At 65.0% G+C, this 22,098-nt stretch carries 22 protein-coding genes; 10 read left to right on the forward strand and 12 right to left on the reverse strand.

Annotated features, from left to right (window positions below):
* Positions 1–35 precede the first annotated feature (35 nt).
* Positions 36–695 carry a TetR/AcrR family transcriptional regulator gene (locus M2390_RS12620; protein WP_187977284.1) on the forward strand — a complete coding sequence of 220 codons (660 nt, stop codon included), beginning with the start codon at positions 36–38 and terminating at the stop codon, positions 693–695.
* A gap of 163 nt (positions 696–858) precedes the next feature.
* The gene (locus M2390_RS12625; RefSeq protein ID WP_259179205.1) at positions 859–2,253 is read left to right on the forward strand and encodes a hypothetical protein; all 1,395 of its coding nucleotides are present in this window, start codon (positions 859–861) and stop codon (positions 2,251–2,253) included.
* 310 nt (positions 2,254–2,563) lie between these two features.
* Here M2390_RS12625 and M2390_RS12630 read toward each other — a convergent pair whose 3' ends face one another.
* The 3 genes from M2390_RS12630 to M2390_RS12640 all read right to left on the reverse strand — a co-directional run bounded on the left by M2390_RS12630 (position 2,564) and on the right by M2390_RS12640 (position 6,466).
* Positions 2,564–3,409 carry a hypothetical protein gene (locus M2390_RS12630; protein ID WP_259179207.1) on the reverse strand — a complete coding sequence of 282 codons (846 nt, stop codon included), beginning with the start codon at positions 3,407–3,409 and terminating at the stop codon, positions 2,564–2,566.
* 278 nt (positions 3,410–3,687) lie between these two features.
* Positions 3,688–6,060 carry a phosphoribosylformylglycinamidine synthase subunit PurL gene (purL, locus tag M2390_RS12635; RefSeq protein WP_396823061.1) on the reverse strand — a complete coding sequence of 791 codons (2,373 nt, stop codon included), beginning with the start codon at positions 6,058–6,060 and terminating at the stop codon, positions 3,688–3,690.
* A gap of 154 nt (positions 6,061–6,214) precedes the next feature.
* The gene (locus tag M2390_RS12640; protein ID WP_259179210.1) at positions 6,215–6,466 is read right to left on the reverse strand and encodes an LPXTG cell wall anchor domain-containing protein; all 252 of its coding nucleotides are present in this window, start codon (positions 6,464–6,466) and stop codon (positions 6,215–6,217) included.
* Positions 6,467–6,593: 127 nt separating this feature from the next.
* Here M2390_RS12640 and M2390_RS12645 point away from each other — a divergent pair, with 127 nt between their 5' ends.
* Both M2390_RS12645 and M2390_RS12650 read left to right on the forward strand, forming a co-directional pair.
* Entirely contained in the window at positions 6,594–7,682 is a 1,089-nt protein-coding gene (locus tag M2390_RS12645; RefSeq protein WP_259179212.1) for a VanZ family protein, read from the forward strand.
* Between the two features lie 130 nt (positions 7,683–7,812).
* A complete protein-coding gene (locus tag M2390_RS12650) occupies positions 7,813–8,883 on the forward strand; it encodes a hypothetical protein (protein ID WP_259179214.1) in 1,071 nt (356 codons plus the stop codon).
* A gap of 88 nt (positions 8,884–8,971) precedes the next feature.
* Here the strand turns inward: M2390_RS12650 and purQ are convergent, their stop codons facing one another.
* From purQ to M2390_RS12670, 4 genes are all read right to left on the reverse strand, one after another.
* Positions 8,972–9,673, reverse strand: coding sequence for a phosphoribosylformylglycinamidine synthase subunit PurQ (gene purQ, locus M2390_RS12655; RefSeq protein WP_259179216.1), 702 nt, complete (start codon positions 9,671–9,673; stop codon positions 8,972–8,974).
* The gene (purS, locus tag M2390_RS12660) at positions 9,670–9,927 is read right to left on the reverse strand and encodes a phosphoribosylformylglycinamidine synthase subunit PurS (RefSeq protein WP_121687635.1); all 258 of its coding nucleotides are present in this window, start codon (positions 9,925–9,927) and stop codon (positions 9,670–9,672) included. Before purS ends, purQ begins: the two co-directional genes overlap by 4 nt.
* Positions 9,928–10,112: 185 nt before the next feature.
* Positions 10,113–11,399 carry an alpha/beta hydrolase gene (locus tag M2390_RS12665; protein WP_259179217.1) on the reverse strand — a complete coding sequence of 429 codons (1,287 nt, stop codon included), beginning with the start codon at positions 11,397–11,399 and terminating at the stop codon, positions 10,113–10,115.
* Positions 11,400–11,540: 141 nt separating this feature from the next.
* The gene (locus tag M2390_RS12670; protein WP_259179219.1) at positions 11,541–12,428 is read right to left on the reverse strand and encodes a phosphoribosylaminoimidazolesuccinocarboxamide synthase; all 888 of its coding nucleotides are present in this window, start codon (positions 12,426–12,428) and stop codon (positions 11,541–11,543) included.
* A 110-nt stretch (positions 12,429–12,538) separates the two neighbouring features.
* Here M2390_RS12670 and M2390_RS12675 point away from each other — a divergent pair, with 110 nt between their 5' ends.
* The 5 genes from M2390_RS12675 to M2390_RS12695 all read left to right on the forward strand — a co-directional run bounded on the left by M2390_RS12675 (position 12,539) and on the right by M2390_RS12695 (position 15,945).
* On the forward strand, positions 12,539–13,462 hold the full coding sequence (locus M2390_RS12675; RefSeq protein WP_259179221.1) for a biopolymer transporter Tol: 924 nt from the start codon (positions 12,539–12,541) through the stop codon (positions 13,460–13,462).
* Positions 13,459–14,556: a hypothetical protein gene (locus M2390_RS12680; protein WP_259179224.1), complete on the forward strand. Its 1,098-nt coding sequence runs from the start codon at positions 13,459–13,461 to the stop codon at positions 14,554–14,556. Before M2390_RS12675 ends, M2390_RS12680 begins: the two co-directional genes overlap by 4 nt.
* 33 nt (positions 14,557–14,589) lie before the next feature.
* Positions 14,590–14,949, forward strand: a complete 360-nt coding sequence (locus M2390_RS12685; RefSeq protein WP_259179225.1) for a DUF4180 domain-containing protein — start codon at positions 14,590–14,592, stop codon at positions 14,947–14,949.
* Between the two features lie 118 nt (positions 14,950–15,067).
* The gene (locus M2390_RS12690) at positions 15,068–15,412 is read left to right on the forward strand and encodes a PadR family transcriptional regulator (RefSeq protein WP_030147855.1); all 345 of its coding nucleotides are present in this window, start codon (positions 15,068–15,070) and stop codon (positions 15,410–15,412) included.
* Positions 15,409–15,945, forward strand: coding sequence for an HAAS signaling domain-containing protein (locus M2390_RS12695; protein WP_259179227.1), 537 nt, complete (start codon positions 15,409–15,411; stop codon positions 15,943–15,945). The genes M2390_RS12690 and M2390_RS12695 overlap by 4 nt, the downstream gene beginning before the upstream one ends.
* Here the strand turns inward: M2390_RS12695 and M2390_RS12700 are convergent.
* The 5 genes from M2390_RS12700 to M2390_RS12720 form a co-directional block, all read right to left on the reverse strand.
* Entirely contained in the window at positions 15,942–16,979 is a 1,038-nt protein-coding gene (locus tag M2390_RS12700; protein ID WP_259179229.1) for an aldose 1-epimerase family protein, read from the reverse strand. The genes M2390_RS12695 and M2390_RS12700 overlap by 4 nt on opposite strands.
* Positions 16,980–17,129: 150 nt before the next feature.
* Positions 17,130–18,809, reverse strand: a complete 1,680-nt coding sequence (locus M2390_RS12705; RefSeq protein ID WP_259179232.1) for an MDR family MFS transporter — start codon at positions 18,807–18,809, stop codon at positions 17,130–17,132.
* Positions 18,810–18,844: 35 nt separating this feature from the next.
* Entirely contained in the window at positions 18,845–19,495 is a 651-nt protein-coding gene (locus M2390_RS12710; protein ID WP_259179234.1) for a TetR/AcrR family transcriptional regulator, read from the reverse strand.
* Between the two features lie 187 nt (positions 19,496–19,682).
* Entirely contained in the window at positions 19,683–20,168 is a 486-nt protein-coding gene (locus M2390_RS12715; protein WP_259179236.1) for a hypothetical protein, read from the reverse strand.
* Between the two features lie 4 nt (positions 20,169–20,172).
* Complete coding sequence (locus M2390_RS12720; RefSeq protein WP_259179238.1) at positions 20,173–21,129, reverse strand: AraC family transcriptional regulator; 957 nt, start codon at positions 21,127–21,129, stop codon at positions 20,173–20,175.
* 133 nt (positions 21,130–21,262) lie between these two features.
* On the opposite strand from M2390_RS12720, the gene M2390_RS12725 reads away from it, so the two are divergent.
* Positions 21,263–21,991, forward strand: coding sequence for an SDR family NAD(P)-dependent oxidoreductase (locus tag M2390_RS12725; RefSeq protein WP_259179240.1), 729 nt, complete (start codon positions 21,263–21,265; stop codon positions 21,989–21,991).
* Positions 21,992–22,098: the final 107 nt, after the last annotated feature.

Consider the following 22,098-nt stretch of genomic DNA (forward strand, 5'->3'; position numbering starts at 1 on the left):
TATCGCAATTTGTAGTGGAGAAAGCTGAGGATTTTATGAGTGCAGATACGGGAGAAGCGCCGGTCGTCGAAAGTGCCCGCCGCAAGCGGACCCGCGATCGCCTCATCGATGCCGCCTATGACGTGTTTGCCGAGCACGGGATCGCCGCGGCGACCGTCGAGCAGATCACCGAGCAGGCCGGATTCACCCGTGGTGCCTTCTACTCCAACTTCGAATCAAAGGAAGAGCTGTTCTTCGCCCTCGCCGACCGCGAAAACCAGGTGCGCTTCGACCGGCTCGAGGCGGGCCTGACCGCCTACCTCCCCGAGCGCGGTCAGATCACCACCGACCAGATTTCCGGCATCGTGCGTGACTTCCTCGGTCTGCAGCCCGATAACCGCTCCTGGTGCCTGATGCAGAGCGAGTTCCAGATGCTCGCGCTGCGCGATCCCGAGGTGGGCAAAACCTACATCGCCGGAGAGAATCGCGCGATGTCGATGCTCGGTGCCCGCCTGGATGAGCTGGTCGCGATGGTGGGGCTGCGCTTCACCATGGACTCGCGTGAGCTCTCCCAGGTGCTCGGTGCCATCTACTCGGACGGCATCACGCGCGTCATGCTCGCCGGCTCAAGCAACCCCGGCCCGGACACCATCGACGAGGTCTCCGACACCATCGCCCGCATCGTGCAGGCCTTCACCGAGCCGATCCCCGCCTAGCTCGTTCCGTCCCCCGGGCTAGCTCGTTCCTCCACAGGCTCTCCTTCCTGAGTGGTTTTCCACAGCCGAGTGGAAAGCCTGCCGGAGGTAATTGAGAATCCTAATATTCTGTTATGCAGAGAGTGATTCTTCGATGAGTGGGGCAATGCGATCGTGGCGTGTCATGCATTTTCTACGCTTCGGTGAACGAAACGTCAGGCAAACGCCGATTCTTTCCGTCAACCGCGATTCAGACATCGGATTTGGTCAAAGCGATATCGAGGCATTAGCGGCTCGGGCCTTGGCTGATGTGATCGATAAGTGGCCCCAGTGGGTTCACCGACGAGTGGACAGTGTGCACCCGCTTGAAGGGGAACGCGGGCGACTCAAACACTCGATTGACTGTACGCCGGTTCCCGAGCCGTTGCTCGCGTATGACCAGACTGAACGCGTACGCACCGACATCAACGATGTTCACGGGCTGTTGATGGTCCCCCTGGCATTCATCTCCAAGGGGCCAATGCGTCATCTCGACGCATTAGATGCGCGTGGAAACTCTTTGCCACTGATGGGAGCATCCGAAAGTAACCCTCTTATGTATGAAACCGTTTTGGTCTTGCTTGAGGCTTCCGGGGTGAGGAGAAGTGATGAGCTTGAGCGGATCGTGCGGGTGATTTTGTCGGACGAGGGAATGAAATATTCGGCACAGGTACGGGAGCTGTGTGAGGCAGGACGGTGGAATGGGGAGCAGATCTGGGCGGAAGACGTCTTCTTATCGAACGATGTCGTTGACCTTGTAGAGCAACTAGCGTCGAGCTTTCTCCTTATCGGCCTCGTGCCTGCGCGAGATAGCGGGATTCGGCAGGTTGTGAAATTCTCCTACCACTGGGTGATCGAGGAAGAACAAAGCATAAAAGCGAGATTCTTGAATCTATTCGTGGCAATCGGATGGGCCGAAAAAGAGATCGTCATCAACATGCATATGCCCCACGCGACAGCCTCGTACCACCTTGAATTCCAGACACCGCCACAATTGGACGTACGAAGCCTTCACCTCCCAAGCTCCGATGTCCCGAATCCCGTCTTCGGACCGACGCTGGATGACGATTCTGGAGTGCCGGTGGCTCACGTCCATGGTGCCTACGGATTTCTGCCCAAAGATGACGCAATCGTGCGGCTTGCCGTTCCGTGGAGAGGGCTGCGGGTGGTGACCCTATTCGTGACGTCTCTCACCGCCCTCATTTTTTTCCTCGCGCTGTTTCTGGACGGGGCCACACCGACGCTGAGAGAAGTGGGTGGGAACGCTGCTGCCCTCTTTCTAGCCGTACCAGCGGTCTTTATCAGCTTCCTTGCCTCAACGCCAGAGAACGTGTCGGCATCACGAGCCTTGGTACCGCTGCGCATCATGCTCATGACGTGCGCCCTGCTTTTGTTTGCGATGGCGGGAAGCTTGGTCGGGAAGCTTCATCTTGGCCCCCTTCTCCTCCTGTGGTGGGTGGGGCTCATCACTTCGCTGGTACTTGCGTTTCTCCTTGCGAGCGCAGGGCTCGTGAGACGAATCTTCAGTGCAATGACCTAGAGTACGTAACTGTGATCACGTATACTCGCGGTATCAACTTCGGGTGAATCGAAAGTGAGGAACGTATGACGACCAAGCAAGAAAAGAGCGGTGCAGGAGCACGGCGATTTGTTGTTCGAGGCGCGCGGATTTCCTCAATTGCTGGAGGTAAGACCCTGTCGGATCGCGCATCGCGAAAGACAAATCAGGCAGCCGAAAGTGCCTCGGTGATGAGCTCGCCTTCGTCTCGAGTGGGTAAGAGTCGATTCGCCTAGGTTTCCTAAACCTTTTACGAGGTCATTTCAGTAATCCTTAGCCGCAGTGGTGAGGGCTATTCCGTGTCTGGTCTTCTCTCCAGACCACTCGCGTAGTTCCAGCCCGGGTATCGCTCCACGAGGGTGTGAACCTCACGCCAGGGATCACTGGGAGCGGGATGCCAGAGCTGACCGGGCTGGACCAGCGCGAGCGTATACGGAGTGTGTTGCAGGAGCGCCGACACCGCGATGACGCCGAGTGTGGCGACGTCGGTTGTGCGGATGTGGGTTTCGATGCGAAAACGGCGCAGGCGATACCGTTTAGGATCCTGCCACTCGTGAAACAGGGTGATCGCGCGTGGCGCGATGTCTGCGGCTGAATAGGTCAGCGGGGCTAAGCTCGTGCCCTGCTCGGTGCCGTTTTCTGCATTATCGCTCGCCGCAGTGCCGTGGGCCTCTGCACTGTGCCCGTCGTTGGCATTCGGTTCGGTCAGACCGCCCGTGCGCGGAATGATGGCCCAGGCCAGATTCAGCGCCGTGAGTCGTGCCGAATACTCGTGAAGGGGCCGTTCGAGCGCGAGGAGTTCGGCGAACGTTGCCGATGTGTCGGTGGGACGCAGGCCTTGACCGAGCGCGATTGCTGTAGCCAGCTCCGAAGTGCGCAGGGTCATCGCCCAGGGCTCGGGGATTGCCGGAGGCAGGTTAAGCGGCGAATCCCATCCGATCCACCGCCACCGCGTGCGGCCCGAACGGTGCATGGAGTCCCAGCGTCGGGTATCCCCAAAGAGCCAGAAGAATGCGGGAAATACCAGATTGGCGGGTGCCCAGCACGCATCCCAGGATCCGAGGATTCCACGGGCCTCCGCCACCGGAAGGCGCTCGGCGTATCCGCTCCACTCGGCCGCAACGTGAGCGGGTTCCACGGTCCAGTCCCACCCCCAGTTTCGGGCGGATTCCGGGTCGGTGCTCGTCTGTGCCGGTGGGTGGCGGTCGCTACCGCCCACAAAATGGCCCCGCAATTCGCCCGCACGGATCATGCCAACCGAAAAGCAGGCATGCCGTGCCCAATCCCGCGGCGACTCCGTCATTTCGTCTCCTCGACCTCCGGGATCGCGCCTCGATGCCCGAGTGAGAGTCTAGGTGAAAACACGAAGCGGGCCGGGCACCGAAGTGCCCGGCCCGCCGCCGTATTCGCTACTCGCTAGGCGAAGCGCTTGGGCAGGGTGTCGACGTGTGCGGTGCGCAGCTCGTCGAGGCCCACGGTGAAGACGTCCTGGACCTCGAGGGTGTTCGAGGAGGCGTCGGTCACACCGATGCGCTGGACCGGGTAGCCGCGGCCCTCGCACAGTCCGCGGAAGCGGACGTCGTCCTCGCGGCGCACCGAGACCAGCACGCGGCCGGTCGACTCTGAGAACAGGGCGGTGGTGGTGTCCACGCCGTCACGCTCGATGATGTCGCCCAGCCAGATGCGGGCACCCACGCCGAAGCGCAGGACACCCTCGGCGAGGGTCTGTGCGAGCCCGCCGTCGGCGAGGTCGTGGGCGGCGCTGACGAGGCCCTCGGCGGAGGCTGCGCGCAGCAGCTCACCCAGGACGATCTCGCCGGGCAGGTCCACCTCGGGCGGGGTTCCACCGAGGTGCGAGTGCACGGTGCCGGCCCAGGCCGAGCCGGAGAGCTCCTCGCGGGTGGTGCCCAGGAGGTAGAGGTTCTCGCCGTCGTCCTGCCATCCGCTCGGGGTGCGGTCGGCCACGTCGTCGATCACGCCGAGCACACCGACCACGGGGGTCGGGAAGATCGGGGTGTCACCGGTCTGGTTGTAGAAGGAGACGTTTCCACCGGTCACCGGGATGCCCAGCTCGAGGCAGGCGTCCGAGAGGCCGTCCACGGCCTCGGAGAACTGCCACATAACCTCGGGGTTCTCGGGGGAACCGAAGTTCAGGCAGTCGGTCACGGCGGCGGGAACCGCGCCGGTCACGGCCACGTTGCGGTAGGCCTCGGCCAGGGCAAGCTTGGCACCCTGACGCGGGTCCAGCTGGCAGAAGCGGCCGTTGGCGTCGGTCGCGATGGCGATACCCAGGCCGGTTTCCTCGTCGACGCGGATCATGCCGCCGTCATCGGGGAAGGACAGCGCGGTGTTGCCGAGCACGTAGTAGTCGTACTGGTCGGTGATCCAGGACTTATCGGCCTGGTTCGGCGATGCGACGATCGAGAGGAACTGCTCGCGCAGCTCGGTGCCTTCGGTGGCACGGGGCAGGGCCTCGCCGCGGTCGGCGCGCAGGGCGTCGAGCCAGGTCGGGTAGGCAACCGGGCGGTCGTAAACCGGGCCGTCCACCGCGACGGTGGTGGGGTCCACGTTGACGATCTCCTCGCCGTGCCAGTTGATGATCAGGCGGCCGGTGTCGGTCACCTCACCCATGACCGAGGTCTCCACATCCCACTTGGCTGCGACGGCCAGGAAGGCGTCGAGCTTCTCGGGGGTGACCACGGCCATCATGCGCTCCTGCGACTCCGACATGAGGATTTCCTCGGGGGTCAGGTTCGGGTTGCGCAGTAGGGTGTTGCTCAGCTCGACGAACATGCCGCCATCGCCGTTTGCGGCCAGCTCGCTGGTGGCGCAGGAGATGCCCGCGGCACCGAGGTCCTGGATGCCCTCAACCAGCTCATCGCGGTACATCTCGAGGCAGCACTCGATCAGTACCTTCTCGGCGAAGGGGTCGCCGACCTGAACGGCGGGACGCTTGGAGGGGCCGTCCTCCTCGAAGGCAACCGAGGAGAGGATCGAGGCGCCACCGATGCCGTCGGCACCGGTGCGGGCACCAAACAGGACCACCTTGTTGCCCACGCCCGAGGCGTTGGCGAGGTGCAGATCCTCGTGGCGCAGCACACCCACGGCGAGGGCGTTGACCAGCGGGTTGCCCTGGTAGATCGGGTCAAACACGGTCTCGCCGCCGATGTTGGGCAGGCCCAGGCAGTTGCCGTAGAAGGAGATACCGCCGGTCACACCGTGCAGGACGCGTGCGGTGTCGGGGTGGTCGATGTCGCCGAAGCGCAGCTGGTCCATGACGGCCACCGGACGGGCACCCATCGAGATGATGTCACGGACGATTCCGCCGACACCGGTCGCGGCACCCTGGAAGGGCTCCACATAGCTCGGGCTGTTGTGCGACTCGACCTTGAAGGTCACCGCCCATCCCTGACCGATGTCCACCACGCCGGCGTTCTCGCCCATGCCAACCATGAGGTTCTTGGTCATCTCCGGGGTGACCTTCTTGCCAAACTTCCGGAGGTAGTTCTTGCTCGACTTATAGGAGCAGTGCTCGCTCCACATAACCGAGTACATGGCCAGCTCGCCCGAGGTAGGGCGGCGGCCGAGGATTTCACGGATCTTGAGGTATTCGCCCTCGGTCAGACCAAGCGCCGCATACGGCTGCTCGCGTTCCGGGGTGGCGATCGCGTTGGCCACGGTATCGGCCTCGGCGGCCGCGGCAGACGCGGCCTGGTTCTCTACGGTGGGGGGAATAGCGGTCACGGGTACGGTTTCTCCTCGAAGCAGCTGGTGCCGGACACCTCCCATCCTAGAGGGTGCGGGGGCCTACAAATCACCGTTCTGAACGCCCGACCATACGGCCTCGACACGCCGCGGTTTTGCGGGGAAGAAATACCCCTGAACCAGCGGCGAAAAGCCCGGCCTCCCGGCCTCGTTGAGAATGCGAATTTTCGCGAAAAACCTAGTCTTCGGACTTGTTTTTTCGTGCCCGCAGCAGGGTCAGAGCCACCCCGGCAATCACCAGAATGGCCCCGATGATGATGATCGGGAGTAACCCCTGAGCCCCGGTCTCGGCTAACTGCGCGGCGCTCTCGCCGGCAGCGCTGGGCAGGACGTTGAGGCCGACGGGCGCGAGAATTCCGGCAACGGCCGGAATGGCCAGCAGCGCAAGCAGGACGATGATCGCGCGATTGGGGTTCGATGTTGTACCCATGCCGAAAATCTACTCCGAGTACCGCTAAAAGTCGAGGGTCATCTGGAGGCTGATGTGGGTCATCCGGTGGGTGGAAAAGCGGAGAAAATGGCGGGGTGAACGCGGGCGGGAATGTTAGTGTTCCGAGGTGAATGAACTGCTGACCCCCGCCCTCATCGCTCTTCTTGCCGGTGCCGGTCTCGCCGTCGTCCTGGTGGTGCCCTTTATCGCGGCGAGCTATCGGCGGCGCGGAGGACTGAGCTTCTGGCGCAGCATCGGGTGGCTCGCGTTCCTGATCTATATGATCGCGATCTGGTGCTACACGCTGTTGCCCATCCCGAGTAGTGCCGACTATGCGGCCAGCGGTGTCCAGCTGGATGTCATGGACGGTGTGCGCGATATCGCGAATTATCCGCACGCGGGCCTGCGTGACCTGGTACACAACACCGCATTCCTGCAACTCGCACTGAACGTGGTGCTGTTTATTCCGTTTGGGTTCCTGATGCGCACCCTGTTCCAGCGTGGGTTTTTTGTCTCCACGCTGCTCGGTTTTGCCCTGTCTTTGCTGATCGAAACCACGCAGCTGACGGCCGTCTGGGGCCTGTTCCCGCGCCCGTACCGTGTATTTGATGTGGGCGATCTGGCGACAAATACGCTTGGTGCCCTCGTAGGCTCACTGCTCGCCTTCGTGTTTGTGGGCTTTGCTCGGCGCGAAGAGGTCCGTCAGCGTGAGCCACGTCCGGTGACCGCCGGACGTCGATTCCTCGGGTTCTTCTGCGACCTGCTTTTCCTGGGCTTGGTGGGTGGCGGGCTGGTGTTGATGGTTCGGGTGTACCGAGCCACGGCTCTGGGCCAGTCGGGGGCCGAACTTGCGACAACCACCGAGCTGGAGACGCTGGTGGGGCTGATCCCGATCGCCATCCAGTTCCTCTGCGTGATGATCGGTGGGGTGACCGTCGGGGAGTCCGCCGTCATGCTGGCACCGGTCTACCATCGGGTGCCCGCATTCATTTCCCGTGTACTGCGCTTTGTGTTTGGCCTCGGAGGGTATGTGGCGCTGACCATGATTGATGTCCCGGCAACCGCGTTCATTCTGCCCGTCTTCACTCTCGCCTCGATCATCGGTGTGTGGGCCACCCGGGATCGTCGAGGTCTCGCCGATGCGATCGCCGGAAGCTCGGTGGCCGATCGGCGACTGGTTCGGGGTGGAGAGCTGCGGGATCCCGCCCTCAGGTAGCGCGTGTATCGCGCGCGGCAGATGTGAGTTTTCTGGGGAATTTCCCCGGGGAGTGCTGCGCGCTTGCAGCGATCTCGGGCAGGCAGCACGCTAGGGAGGGGAGCGATTCTCCCCGCTGAAAGGGACGTACATGGCGGCATTGGGATTCGGACGTGGCTGGGTGAGGGTTGCCCGGGTGGAGGCATCACGGACGTGGTACACACGAAGTGGCCGGTGGATCCTCCTGGTGGCGATGCTCGCGGCGGCCATTGCGGCAGCCGTACCCGCGATTGCGGGTGGGCTGATCGCCCAGGATGATGTGGTCCCTCCGGAGCTGAACCTGGATGATCCCAACGTGGTGGGCTCGCTCTATCTGGCGGGTGCGGGAATTCTTGCGGTTCCGGCTCTGCTGTGGGGCATGCTGATCGGGGATCCGCGCGCGCCCCGGCGTCATGCGGTCGGTCGGGCGGTCCCCATGATGGATGCGGTGACCGAGCCTGCGGTACCGGTTCGCCGCGGAAGCCTGGCCGATTCACGGAGGCAAAGTGCCGTGGCGGCGGCACAGCACGCTCAAAGAAGCGTCGAGCGCGCCCGGCTTCGAGTGCGGGCGGTCCGTATTTCGGAACGGGTAAGCCTCGCGGCAGATCCCCGTGCCACGGTGATCGCGCGTGCCGTTGTTGCCGCCGGTGCCGGTCTGGTGCTGGGGATAGCGATGCTGGGCACCGCGGTGCTGACCTCCGTGGTTACCCTGACGATTTTTGGTTCATCACTGTGGCTCACCGACGACCACACGATGATGATCGGTGTCCGGATGATCCTGGTCTCGGCGATCCTCACGGCCACCGGCGCGGGCATCGGGGCGCTGCTGCACGGGCTACGTCCGGCCGTCCTTCGACCGATCCTGCTGACCCTTGTCGCCCTGGTGGTGGTGGGAGCCGATGTGGCGGTGCGGATCGCACAGTCCCTCGGGGCTCTCCCGGAATCGGCGCTGCGCTTTGTCCCAAGCGTGGTTGTTCGCGCCGCCTGTGGCATCTTCGGAACCGGTTTTCCTCCGGCGACTCCGTATGCGGTGTCCGGGCCGCGAGCCCTCGCACTGTTGGTGGTGCTCGCTTTGCTGGCGATCGCCGCGGCGACCACTCGCGCGGCGGTTGCGGCCAGGCACGTCCCGGAGACACGACAAACGCATCTCGAGCACTCCGTTCCGCAGTCAGTCGATTCTTAGCCGATGACCGGACGCGTCTCGTAGACACACAAAACGGCCCGCCTGGACTCGCGAAAGCGAATCCGGGCGGGCCGAATGCGTGTGGCGCCTAGACCGCCAGCAGGGCGTTGAGGGCCGAGGTGAAGAAGGCCAGGCCGTCGGTACCCGAACGCATGGCGTCCGCGGTGTCCGGGCCGAAGCCGGGCTCCACCGCGTGCTCGGGGTGCGGCATCAGGCCGACCACGTTGCCCGCGGCGTTGCTGATGCCGGCGATGTCGCGCATCGACCCGTTGGGGTTGACCCCGGAATAGCGGAAGACCACGCGGCCCTCGCCCTCCAGACGGTCAAGCTCCTCGTTCGAGGCGATGAAACCACCCTCACCGTTCTTCAACGGGATGATGATTTCCTGGCCCTGGGTGAAGGCGTTGGACCAGGCGGTGTCGGTGGACTCCACGAGCAGGCCCTGGTCGCGACGAATGAAGTTACCCTTTTCGTTGCGGATCAGGCCGCCGGGCAGCAGGTGCGCCTCGGTCAGCATCTGGAAACCGTTGCAGATTCCCAGCACCGGCATACCGGCATTTGCGGCCGAGATGACCTCGGTCATGATCGGCGCACGGGCGGCAATCGCACCCGCACGCAGGTAGTCGCCGTAGCTGAACCCACCGGGCAACACGATGGCGTCCACACCCTGCAGGTCGTGGTCGGCGTGCCAGAGAGCTACCGGCTCGGCACCGGCGATGCGGATCGCGCGCTGAGCGTCACGATCATCCAGCGAACCGGGGAAGGTGACCACACCGATCCGGTGGGTCATGCCTGGGCCTCTTCCACGCGGATGCTGGTGACATCCTCGATGACCTGGTTGGAGAAGATCTCGTCGGCGAGGGTGGCGACGTCGGCGAGAATCTGCTCGGTGACCTCACCCTCGACGGTGAGTTCGAAGCGCTTGCCGATGCGCACGTCGGTGATGGCGGAGTGGCCCAGGCGGCCAAGTGCTCCGGCCACGGCCTTACCCTGCGGGTCCAGCAGGTCGGCCTTCGGCATTACTTCTACGATGATTTTTGGCACCAGTGTCTCCCGGTGAGTCAGGGGGCGGATACGCATTCAGTCTAGTGGGCGATTCGCAAGAAATTTGCCACCGGCCGGTGCGCATGACACTCCGAAAGATGCCGCATGTTTTCGGGGGCTGATCACCCCAAGAATCGGGCCGAAAATGCGGGGGCTCGGTCGGGGTTTTGACCCGCGCCTTCGGCCTAGAGGGTGCGCAGGATCGCGACCGCGTGCAGATGCCAGTGCTCGGCGAGTGGCACAGCGGCGGTATACATGCCCGCGTCATGGGTCGCGCCCTGGAACTCGATTGCGCTCGCCGAAACCCCGGCCCGACGCAGGGCCCGAGCGTAGGCGGCACCGTCCCCGCGGAGGGTGTCGTACTCGGCGATGATGATGTGGGCGGCCGGAAGCCCGCCGAGATCGGCGGCGTGCAGGGGCGAGGCCAGCTGCGTGCGGGCCTGATCGGGGTGGGCCAGATAGCGCGACCGGATTGCGCGCAGTTCACGGGCTACCAGGAATTTTGGGACCCGCATTTCGCGCAGAGGACGCAGGTCGATATGGGAACCGGTGAGATCAAGGCTCGGTACCTCCAGCAACTGGAGGCGTAGCGGATGGTTCGCGCGCTCGCGGTTGGCCAGGGTCACCGCGGCGGCGATGTTTCCACCCGAGGAGGCACCGGTGATGCCGATCCGGTTCGGATCCAGACCCAACGCCGGTGCCCGGGTAAACAGCCAGTCGAGCGCCGCATATCCCTGCTCCACCGGGGTCGGGAAGCGACTGCCGGGTGCGCGGGCGTAATCCACCGCGAGGTAGGCGACGCGGGCATCCTGGGTGCGCCGGCGGAAGCCCGCATCCACGCTGGTGTAGTCAATTCCGCCCACGTGAAAGGCCCCACCGAAAAACGCCAGCACGACGGGGAAGCCGGTCTCGGGTGCGGGGGACTCGGGTAGGTAGAGGCGCACGCGGACCTCGGGGAACCCGGGAACCGGGATCACAAACTCGCGTGTGGTGAGATCGGGCCCGTCGAGGCCGACCCGTCCGTGGAGCTTGCGATCCCAGAGCAGCGCGTTGCGCTCCTCCCAGGCGGGAGTGCCGCGCGGTACCCGGTGGGCCTTGGCGGCGGTGAACGCCTCGAGGGCACCGGTTGGCGAGATTTCCCGCCAGTGTGCGGTGGCCTCGGGCCCGGAGTCTTCGGGGGCGGGGTTTGCGCTGGTGCAGGGGTCTTCAAACTCCTCCTCGTCGAATGGAGTATCCCTCGAGGCCGGGACCCGGGGCTCCAGTGCCGCCGTCCCGGGGTGCCGAGAGCCCGCGAAAAGGCGCGAGCCGAGATCACCCAGAATCGCGATCGCGTGGGCGGGTAGCCCGCGGATTGCCGTCAGCACACGCCCCGGCAGTGCCCGGGTGGTCGCGGCTATTCGCTGTCGAATATCGGTGATCGTCCCGGCACGGTTTTCTCGGAGCTGACGCTCAAAGTACGGGTCCAGTGGCATCCGCATCCCTCCTTCCGGCCGTACCCCCGCACGGCCCTGTGCTCCAGGGTAGCGATCCGAGGGCAGGCAAAACAGGGCATCAACACAAAACCCGGGATCTCGCAGGGAGATCCCGGGTTGTGGACGGCGCGGCCCGGGTGATTAGGCTCCGCGCAGGCGCTCCAGCAGCTCGCGGTACCGGGCGGCGGTGCGCTCGCGAATGTCGAGGGGCAGCTCGGGCGGGGTGCCGGTCTTGTCCCAGTTGGCCGCGAGCCAGTCGCGCACGATCTGCTTATCGAAGCTCGCCATCCGCGCGGCCGGATCGGTCTCGGATGCGTAGATGTCGGCGTCCCAGTAGCGGGAGGAGTCGGAGGTCAGGACCTCGTCGGCGATGGTGATCGCACCGGTCTCGGGGTCACGGCCGAACTCAAACTTGGTATCGGCGAGGATCACCCCGCGCTCCTCGGCAATGGCCGACGCCCGGCGGAAGATTTCCAGGGACAGATCGCGCAGTGCGGTGGCATCCTCGATGCCCACCAGCTCGATGCTACGCTCAAAGGTGATGTTCTCGTCGTGCTCGCCCAGCTGCGCCTTGAACGCCGGAGTGTAGAGGGGTTCGGGTAGACGGTCACCGTTCTGCAGGCCCGCGGGCAGCGGGATGCCGCACACACTCTGGCTTACCTGATACTCGGCCCAACCGGAACCGGTGAGGTAGCCGCGCACCACGGCCTCGATCGGGAACATGTCCAGCGACTTGGCGCGCATCGCGCGGGCGGCCACCGGCGCGGGCAAGTCCTCGCCCAGCGGCAGCAGGTGGTTGGGCACGAAGTCCAGCCGCTCGAACCACCAGTTGCTCAGGCTCGTCAGCAGCTCACCCTTTTCCGGGATGCCGGGGGAGAGGACGTGGTCAAACGCGCTCACCCGGTCGCTGGCAACCACCAGGATTTCGGGCGCAGGCGCGCCTTCGGCAAGGCCCGCGGGACGGTAGAGGTCGCGCACCTTCCCGGAGTAGAAGTGGGTCCATCCGGGCAGCTCTGCATATTCGCTCACGCCTCCATTATGGGGTATCGGGCGTGTCTCAAAAACCGGGCCGGGAATTCGCTCAGCGGTCCCACCGCGGGCTACCTGCGCGGAGGGCTTCCGCGGAGTAGGGTCGATGCATGAGCACTCCCGTGACCTCCTCGTCCTCCTGGCGACAGCTCCTGCCCGGGCAGCACGCCGAGCTGCGTATTTTCCACGTGGACACCGGCCTGGATGAGCTGGTCTATCGCGAAAATGAGGCCGTAATCGAGGCCCCGAACTGGAGCGTGGACGGCGACTGGCTGATCCTCAACCGTGACGGCCTGCTGTATCGGATCGCGCCCACCGGCGGCGAACTCGAACGGCTGGACACCGGGGAACTCATCGATTCCAATAATGACCACGTGCTTTCGGCGGATGGTCGATTCCTCTATGCGTCCTCCGAGGACGGCCACCTCTACGAGGTGCCGCTGCCCGGCGGGCCCGCACGGCGGGTCACCCACCCGGGTGACGGCGTCCCGATGCACTACCTACACGGCATCTCCCCGGACGGACGGACGCTCGCGTTTATCGGCTCCCTGCCCGCCCGGGGGATCGAGGACTACAACGTCCTCATCGCGGATGTGGCCACCGGCGCGATTGACGCCCTGACCACGGCCGCGGCCCCGCACGATGGATCCGAATACGATCCGAGCGGAGCATATGTGTACTTCAACTCCGAGCGGGCCTCCACGATCCCCGGGCACTCGCAGCTGTTCCGGATGGGTACCGATGGGGCCGGCATCACCCAGCTGACCTTCGACGAGCGCGTGAACTGGTTCCCGCATATCTCCCCGGACGGCACCCGGCTGGTGTACCTGAGCTACCCCGCCGGGACCCTCGGCCACCCGGCAAACCTGCCCGTCGAGCTGCGACTGTCCACCCCCGAACTGGATCCCGCCCACACCCGCACCGTGGTGTCGCTGTTTGGCGGGCAGGGCACGATCAACGTGCACAGCTGGGCCCCGGATTCGACCCGCTTCGCCTACGTTGCCTATCCCGTTACCGAGGAGACGAACCGATGACCACCCCGATTTGGCGCACCCTGCTGCCCGGCCAGCGCACCGAGGTGCGCGTCTATGACGTGACCACCGGCACCGACTCCCTGGTTTTTGCCTCGGAGACCGACCTCTTGGAGGCCCCGAACTGGCACCCGGACGGGACCTTCCTGGTGCTCAACCACGAGGGCGGCCTGGTGCGGGTCCCGCTGAGCGGCGAGGGGCCCCCCGAGGTGATTCCCACCGGCAACCGCGGCGACCTCAATAACGACCATGTGCTCTCCCCGGATGGTGGCACCATCTACGCCACCGCGAAGAACGGGCACCTCTATGCGATCCCGATCGCCGGTGGCATCCCCACCCAGATCACCCGGGATGATGACGGCCTGGTGAAGCACTACCTGCACGGCATCAACGCCGGCGGCACCCTGCTCTCGATCGTGGGGCTGAGCTTCCCACACGGCCCCAACACCCCCGAATTTGCGCGGTTCCGCGTCGCCCTGGTGCGGATCGCCGACGGTGCCCTGATCCCGCTCAGTGCCGCCGCCAGGCCCGAGGATGGGGCAGAATTTGGGCCCGACGGGTCGCTGTACTTCAATGCCGAACCCGAGGGATCGACCCCCGGTCACGCGCAGCTGCACCGGATGGCTGCCGCGGACGTGCAGGGCACACTGGGTGAGGTCAAGGACCCGACCTCCCCGCTCTCGATTGTCGAGATCCTCGGCGAATCCGCCTTCCCGCTGCTGCGGGCGATCGAGCACGTGGAGGACTGCGCGCTGCCTCGGCTGGTGGGGGAGCTTCCGGCGGGCACCGTGGCGAGCCTGGCCGATGGATCCGGGCGGGACTTTGTCCTACCGGTGGCACACCAGCTCACCAACGACGAGCGGGTCAACTGGTTCCCGCACCCCTCGCCGAACGGGGAGCACCTGCTGTGGCTGTCGTATCCCGCGGGGACGCTGGGTCACCCGGAAAACCTCGAGGTGGAGCTGCGCTTGGGCACCCCGGACGCGGCCGAGGCACGCACGGTCGCCCGCCTGTTTGGTGGGCAGGGCACCACCAACGTCAACGGATGGTCGCCGGACTCGACCCGGTTTGCCTACGTGGCCTACCCGATCGGCTAGTTTTCGGCCGCGCGGGTTCGCTAGCCTGAGCACATGAGTATTGAGGAGATCGCCCAGCACCGCGTGATGGTGCTGCCCGAAACCGGAGAGTATGTGACAACCCCGGACGGCATGGCCGAACTGATCGGCTCGCTCTGGGGACAGAGCGTGACCCTGGTCGCGGTCCCGCGCGAACGCCTCGATCCCGAGTTCTTCCGGCTGGCTTCCGGAGTTGCCGGGGAGTTCCTGCAGAAGCTGGTGAACTACCGCACCCCGGTCGCGATCATCGGCAACATCGGTGCCGAGACCGCCGCCAGCGCGCCGCTGCGCGACTTCGTCTGGGAGTCCAACCGCGGCACTCAGGTGTGGTTCGAGCCGACCCTCGACGCCCTGCGTGAGCGCCTGCGGGGCTAGACCCGCCTCGGATTCTTCGCGCCCGATCATGTTCCGGGTGTGGATGTGTGCTGCCGTTCGGAAGGTCGCTAATATTAATTAGTACCTAACAGTGTGTGATACCTGCTACGCTCTCAGCATGTCGGAGGAAACCGAGGCCGTTCTGGTCCAGCTGCGTAAGGGCGTGTTGGAGTACTGTGTGCTCGCCTGTCTGCGGGGTGGACCCGCATATGGGCTCGAGCTCGCGCAGCGGCTCGCGCCGCATCGGGCACTGTTTGCCAATGCAGGCACGCTGTACCCGCTGCTTTCGAGGCTTAAGAAACAGGACCGGGTAGAGACGTACTGGGAGGAATCCAGCAGCGGCCCGCCGCGGCAGTACTACCGGCTGTCTCCGTCGGGAACTCGGGCGCTCGAAGCCTTTGAACTGGTGTGGGGCCGGTTCAATCAGGACGTTGAAACAGTACTAGGAGGGGAATCAGTATGACCGGGGAATCTGCCATTGACCGTCCGCTGGTGGCCGCGTATTTGCGGGAACTTGACCTCGCGTTGGTCGGAGCCGACCCGCGCGAACGTGCCGAGACACTGGCTGCCATTGAGCACCATGTGAGTGATGCGCTCGCCGAAGATAGCTCACCCGAGGCGACCAAGCGTGTCCTCGCCGAGCTGGGCCCCCCGAGCGCCATTGCCGGTGCGGCCAGTCCCTCGTCCGGTCCGCAGCCCGCCTCGGCCGTACCCAAATCCGATCGCCTCGCCACCGGTGCCCTGGTCCTCGCCTGTAGCAGCATCGTGCTCATGCTGGCGTCGCCGCTGGTTGCCGTGCCGCTGGCGCTCATCACGATCATCATGTCGATCGTGCATTTTCGTGCGCCCGGTGCCAACCGCCGATACACCTGGCTCGCGCTGGGACTCGCGCTCGTCCCGCTGGTCCTGGTGGCCGTGTATCTGCTGCTGTTCTTCCCACCGACGGGAAACGACATCAACCCGGGCGTTCCCGGGTTCGGCTACCCCGAGGACTAAGCCTCCGCCGAGCCCTCGCGCGCGAAGGCGAACTCGATGCGGTGGCGCACCGTTTCGCCGGGCTGCAGGATCGGCAGGGTGCCGGCCTCGCGGGCGGCGGCGCGGCCGGTGATGGTCGCGCAGTTGGAGGGTTCGAGGCCCAGCACGTAGGTGCCCTCGCCAAGCATCTTCCACTGGTAGAGGTTGCCTAGGGTGGCGCGGTCAAAGCGGATCTCGGCGCTGATGCCGATGTTGGGGTTGGTCAGGCGGGCGCGGCTCCAGCCGCTCGCCTCGGCGGCGGGCGGCACATGCCGGTAGACGCGCTCGGGGATATCGGCCACCGGCGCGTGGAACTGGTTCCAGATATCCATCTCGGCACGCGCGTGCTCGTCGATCCCGATCCGCTCATCGGCGGCGATGTCCAGGGTGCTTTCGGGACTGAGCAGCGGCCAGCCGAAGTTCGCGTGATACAGCACCATATGCGGCTGATCGGTGTCGCCGAGGTTGGTCACCTGATCGGTGATCCGCAGCGTGCAGCCGCCCACCCGGGCGGTGATTTTCCGCCGCACCTCGATGTTCTCCCCGAATACGGTGGCCTGACGCATGGTCCCGATCACCGTGAGTTTGCCGCCGCGCACCCGCACCGTTTCCAGGGTGGCCGGGGTCGCGCCAAAGCGTCCGTGGGTGCCAAACTCGCGGCCCTGATCGGTGCTGGGCGGACCAAACGTGTCCATCCCGCAGGTGGCAAGCAGCCCGCCACCGAAGGTGCGCAGGAAGTTCTCACCCTGTCCGTCATAGGCGGCGGGGGATCCGATCCCGGTGGGGGACAGCCAGGCCACTGGAACCCCGGCAAAGCTCACCCGGCCCACATCCAGCGCGCGGTCCGGGTGCAGGTCCACGCTCAACCCGCCGCCGGTGTCCAGCGCAATCCGCCGCGATCCGGCCCCGGGACCGTTGGCCTCCACAAACGAATCGATGCGGGCCAGCTGCTCGGCCCGGCCGGTAAACCGGCGAATCTGTTCGGCCGGAACGCCATAGGTGTGTGCGGTGGTCAAATCCCTGAACTCCCGTGTTCGTGGAGGGCCAAGACGGTGAGTGGCCCGATCACTCCCCATCCTGGCGCACCCGGCCGAAAATCTCGGGAGAGACACAAAAACCCCGGGCCGATCGGTGAACGATCGACCCGGGGTTTTGTGATGGGCGGGTTAGCGCTGCGCGCCCTGCGGGCCGGGGCCGGTGGGCCTGTCCGGGGCGATCACGGGGATCGAACCGGTGTCGGCACCCACCACGGAACCGGCGGCCACGGTGACCGAGTCCACCGAGATGGAACCGGTCGCGGGGGCGGAGTCGGGACCCTGCTTGGCGCGCTCAAGCGAGGTGGCCAGCGGCTTCTCCTTGATGAAGAGCAGCAGCACGATACCGAGGATCACCAGCGGAACCATGTACAGGAACACCGGGGTCAGTGCGTCGTTGTAGGCGCCGATGATGATGTCGCGCACCTCCTTGGGGAGAGCCTTGACCACGGCCGGAGTCAGCGAGTTGCTGTCACCGCCGGCGCTCCCGCCGCCGGGCTGCTGCGGCATCCGCTCGGCGAACAGGTCGCGCAGACGGGCCACGAAGAGGCTACCCACCACGGCGGAACCGATCGAGGCACCGATCTGACGGAAGTAGTTGTTCGCGGCGGTCGCGGTACCCACCTGGGCCAGCGGGAACGAGTTCTGCACGATCAGCACCAGGATCTGCATGTTCAGGCCGAGGCCCAGACCCATGATGGCCAGGTAGGCGCAGATGATCCACACCTGCATGCCGGCGGTCATCGTGGACAGCAGGACCAGCGAGAGCGCGACCAGTGCGGTACCGATGATCGGGAACATCTTGTACTTGCCGGTGCGGCTGACGATCTGACCCGAACCGATCGAGGAGATCAGCAGGGCGGCCATCATCGGGATCATCAGGAAGCCGGCCTGGGTGGCGTCGGCTCCGGTGACCATCTGCAGGTAGGTCGGCAGGTAGGCCATCGCACCAAACATGGCGATACCGATGATCAGACCCGCTCCGGTGGAGAGGTTGAAGTTGCGGTCGCGGAACAGGTGCAGCGGCATGATCGGCTCGGCGGCGCGGCGCTCGACCATCACGAAGGCGACGGCGGTGACGATGGCACCGATGATCAGGCTGATGATGACCGGGGAGTTCCAGTCATAGGTGGTGCCACCCCAGGTGGTGACCAGCACGAGGCAGGTCGAGGCCAGGGCGATAAACAGCATGCCGGCCACATCGAGCTTCGGACGGGCACCGGTGTGCTTGGGCAGACGCAGGAACGCGACGGCCGAGGCGATCGCCAGGATACCCAGCGGAATGTTCATCCAGAAGGCCCAGCGCCAGCCGATGCTCTCGGTGAACCAACCACCCAGCAGCGGTCCGGCCACCGAACTCAGCGCGAACACACCACCCATGATTCCCATGTAGCGGCCACGCTCGCGGGCGGGGACCACATCGGCGATGATCGCCTGGGAGAGGATCATCAGACCACCACCACCGAGGCCCTGGATCGCGCGACCGGTGATCAGCCAGGTCATGTCGGGGGCGAGACCACCGACGATGGAACCGGCGATGAACAGCGCGATCGCGCCGATGAACAGGCCCTTACGGCCGATCAGGTCGCCGAGCTTGCCGTAGACCGGCAGCATGATGGTGGAGGCCAGGATGTAGGCGGTGGTGACCCAGAGCATGTGGTCCACACCGTCGAGCTCGCCCACGATGGTGGGCAGCGCGGTGGAGAAGATGGTCTGGTCAAGCGAGGAGAGCAGCATGGTGACCATGAGCCCTGCAAATACGAGAAGAATGCTGCGCCTGGTGGGGGTGGCAGCCGCTGAGGGAATAGACATGAGGTGCGTTTCTGATCCGTGTGTGGGTGGGGGAATTAGGAGTGTGTGGGCTCGTCGATGATCCGTCGGATCATCTGGAGCGAGTCTGCGATGAGTTCTTCCTGGGGTGCCCCGTCGGGGTCCTCGAGCCAGCGGTGCATGGCCGGATGCATGATCGCGAAGGCGAGCAGCACCACCACCCGGGGCTCATCGGGGAAGACGTCGGAACCCTCGGTTCCGACGGCATCACGGCGCTGTTGCAGCAGGGCGGTGAGTTCGGTTTCGGCCTCGGCCATCCGCGCGAATTCGCGCACCGCAAGATCCGGGGTGGAGTGGATGAGCGCCCGGCGCTCACGCATCGCCGCGGGGTCGGTGCGGTTGCGGGTGCTCATCATCCGGCGGAACAGCTCAACCAGGTCGAGCAGCGTGGTGCTGGGCCGCTCGTTGACAAACCAGTCGATCATTTCGGGGGTCGGGCGGGGCGGGGTGTGTCCGAGGAACACGCCCTCCTTCGATCCGAAGTAGTTGAAAAACGTGCGCGGGGAGACCATGGCGGACTCGCAGATCATCTCCACGGTGACGCCCTCGTACCCGTGTTCCTGGGCGAGATCGAGGGCCGCGCGTTCGATGGTGCGTTCGGTGGCCAAGCGCTTACGTTCGCGCAGTCCCAGTTCGGACTCGGGAACACCGGCGGCGGGGAAATACATAACTAACCTTCTTTGTGCAGAGGAGTTAATTATGCAGAGACTGCACGCTTTGCGCAATCCGGCGTGGCTGACGCTCGTTTTGTGAGGCTTTCCGGTGGCCCGAGAGCCGCGTCATTCCGGGCGAAATTAAGTAGCTGTGAGGTTGCTGCGAGGGGGTGCTTCTGGGGATTCAGGATGTGGACGAAGACTAGATGAGGGTAGAGATACGCCGTATGATCTCGGCGCGCTCCTCCTCGACCGGAACCACGATCAGGTAGCGCGCACCCGACTCGGTGTGAAATGAGAGGGCTGGGCCGCCGCGATTAATGAGTCCCAGCGTGCCCCCGCCGAGCAGGCGCAGACCAAGGCCGGTGTGCCAGGGATTCACGGTCTCCGAGGCAACTGAGCGAAGCTGGTTCGCGGGGATGGTCTTGACATACAGGGGGAACCAGATCAGCCGCACGGTGTCCTCGCCAATTTCGATGCGATGGTGGCTGAGCAGGCACCCGGTCAGGACCGCGGTGACCACAACGAGGACGACCGAGGACAGAATCCATTCGCCGGACGAGAGCCCCTGGGTGGTCAGGAGATAGACGAACATGCTCGCGCTTGCGAGCATCAGGAGGGCAACCAGGGTCAACACGAGTGGTGAAAGAAACGTGGACGTGGTGCGAAAGTGGCTCCGGGGCTGCATGCGGTCAGTGCTCCTTCGGGGCGGCCGAGGATGCGGGCCGGGTGGGGAGCCGGTTCGCCTCGCGATACGCGCGCGGTGCCAGATCGAAGGCCCGGGCGAAGGCGCGGGAGAAGGCGAACTCGGAGGTGTAGCCCACCCGGTGGGCGATGGCGGCGATCCGCTCATCGGTTTCGCGTAGCTGCTGGGCGGCGAGATCCATCCGCCAGGACACCAGATAGGCACCGGGGGACTGCCCGACCAGAGTGGAAAAACGGCGGCTGAGCGTTGCACGTGAAACGCGCGCCTGCTCGGCCAGCGTATCGAGGCTCCATTCGCGGGCAGGATCGGCGTGGATCGCATTGAGTGCGGTTGCGACCACCGGGTCGGTCAGCCCACGCAGCCAGGACGCCCGGGTGAATTCGGTTGTCGCGATCCACTCGCGCAGGATATGGATCAGCAGCACGTCGATCAGTCGATCGATGATCGTGTTGGTGGCCATTCCCGGCCGAGACACCTCCTGAGCGAGCAGCTTGGTCACCTCGATGATCGGGCCGCCCTCGGGATGCGCGGGAATGTAGATGACCTCGGGTAGCAGCTCAAACAGCGCGGTGCTGGTGGTGAGGTTATGGATGTAAAACGCACACAGCACGTTGGTGGAGCGCGGCGCGCTGCCGGTCTCCAGGACCTCGCCGGGGGTGCGTGAGCGCACGTGGTTGTAGCGGTCAAAGTGGACCGGGGTGGTGTCGCGGTCGCTGGCGAAAACATGAGCGGATCCGTGTGGGAGCAGCACCACGTCACCGGGAAGCATTTGAATCGTCTCATGCCCGGGCACCGAGAGGTAGGCGACCCCCGCGGTGATCGCGTGGAAGGCCGCCTCGGGCACCGCATCCAGTTCAAAACCCCAACGGTTGCCGGCGCTGATCGGGGTGGTGAGGCTGCCGCGGACCCCGGCCAGGGACAGGACATCTTCGAGTGCGCTCATGGCCTCAGACTACTCGGCATCGCAGGGCCTGCTGTCGAATGAGACGAACAGATAAAAAATCGAGCAAAACAAGCATTCACCGAATCAGTGCGGGTTCCTAGAATCGAATCATCATCAACGAATTGAGGAAATCATGCAGATCAACAATGCCATCGTGTTTGTCACCGGAGCCGGCCGAGGCCTCGGCACCCACTTTGTTACCCACCTGCTGAAGCTGGGGGCGGCGAAGGTCTATGCCGGGGCGCGGGACACGGCGCGGGTGAGCGCCGAGTGGGTCACGGATGAGCGGGTGCAGCTGGTCACCCTCGACGTCACCGATCCGGCCAGCGTGGCCGCCGCCGCAGCGATTGCCGCCGATGCCACCATCCTGATCAATAATGCGGGCACCCTGAGCTTTGGTGGTGCACTCGACGGGGCGATTGAGGACTACCGTCTGGACCTGGAAACGAACCTGTTCGGCGTGCTGAACACCTCGCGTGCCTTTACCCCAAGGCTGATCGCCAATGGGCCGGCCGCCATCGTCAACGTCGCCTCGATCCTCGCCTTCGCGCCCGCCCGCAATATGACCGGATACAGCATTTCCAAGGCCGCCGCACACGAGTACGGCCAGGCGCTGCGTGCCGAGCTGCGGGACAGCGGAGTGCAGGTCTCGGTGGCCTATCCGGCACAGATCGATACCGAGATGCTCAGTGGTGTCGACATGGATAAGGCACAGCCGTCGAGCGTGGCCGAGCGGATCCTCGCCGGGGTTATTGCCGGTGAGCGTGACATCTACCCCGACGACGCCTCCTCCTCCCTCGCGGGCCTGTACGCGGAAAACCCGTGGAGCCTGGAGCGGATCTTCCTGCGCACCGGCGAATAGGCGAGGCCGGGGTCGTCAGGCTGGTGCCCCGACGGCCCCGTCCGCGTTCTGATTCGCCACCTGCGCACCCACACAGACCGTGCCTGGGCCGGGGAGTGGGCGGTGGC

This window comes from Mycetocola sp. BIGb0189 (genome assembly GCF_024810155.1).
Taxonomy (GTDB): Bacteria; Actinomycetota; Actinomycetes; order Actinomycetales; family Microbacteriaceae; genus Mycetocola; species Mycetocola lacteus.

Bases quoted from the DNA above. Each gene is read 5' to 3' on its own strand.
- M2390_RS12620 (WP_187977284.1), top strand. From the start codon at position 36: ATGAGTGCAGATACGGGAGAAGCGCCGGTCGTCGAAAGTGCCCGCCGC.
- M2390_RS12625 (WP_259179205.1), top strand. From the start codon at position 859: ATGCATTTTCTACGCTTCGGTGAACGAAACGTCAGGCAAACGCCGATT.
- purL (WP_396823061.1), bottom strand. From the start codon at position 6,060: ATGGGAGGTGTCCGGCACCAGCTGCTTCGAGGAGAAACCGTACCCGTG.
- M2390_RS12640 (WP_259179210.1), bottom strand. From the start codon at position 6,466: ATGGGTACAACATCGAACCCCAATCGCGCGATCATCGTCCTGCTTGCG.
- M2390_RS12650 (WP_259179214.1), top strand. From the start codon at position 7,813: ATGGCGGCATTGGGATTCGGACGTGGCTGGGTGAGGGTTGCCCGGGTG.
- purQ (WP_259179216.1), bottom strand. From the start codon at position 9,673: ATGACCCACCGGATCGGTGTGGTCACCTTCCCCGGTTCGCTGGATGAT.
- M2390_RS12665 (WP_259179217.1), bottom strand. From the start codon at position 11,399: ATGCCACTGGACCCGTACTTTGAGCGTCAGCTCCGAGAAAACCGTGCC.
- M2390_RS12675 (WP_259179221.1), top strand. From the start codon at position 12,539: ATGAGCACTCCCGTGACCTCCTCGTCCTCCTGGCGACAGCTCCTGCCC.
- M2390_RS12680 (WP_259179224.1), top strand. From the start codon at position 13,459: ATGACCACCCCGATTTGGCGCACCCTGCTGCCCGGCCAGCGCACCGAG.
- M2390_RS12685 (WP_259179225.1), top strand. From the start codon at position 14,590: ATGAGTATTGAGGAGATCGCCCAGCACCGCGTGATGGTGCTGCCCGAA.
- M2390_RS12690 (WP_030147855.1), top strand. From the start codon at position 15,068: ATGTCGGAGGAAACCGAGGCCGTTCTGGTCCAGCTGCGTAAGGGCGTG.
- M2390_RS12695 (WP_259179227.1), top strand. From the start codon at position 15,409: ATGACCGGGGAATCTGCCATTGACCGTCCGCTGGTGGCCGCGTATTTG.
- M2390_RS12705 (WP_259179232.1), bottom strand. From the start codon at position 18,809: ATGTCTATTCCCTCAGCGGCTGCCACCCCCACCAGGCGCAGCATTCTT.
- M2390_RS12710 (WP_259179234.1), bottom strand. From the start codon at position 19,495: ATGTATTTCCCCGCCGCCGGTGTTCCCGAGTCCGAACTGGGACTGCGC.
- M2390_RS12715 (WP_259179236.1), bottom strand. From the start codon at position 20,168: ATGCAGCCCCGGAGCCACTTTCGCACCACGTCCACGTTTCTTTCACCA.
- M2390_RS12720 (WP_259179238.1), bottom strand. From the start codon at position 21,129: ATGAGCGCACTCGAAGATGTCCTGTCCCTGGCCGGGGTCCGCGGCAGC.
- M2390_RS12725 (WP_259179240.1), top strand. From the start codon at position 21,263: ATGCAGATCAACAATGCCATCGTGTTTGTCACCGGAGCCGGCCGAGGC.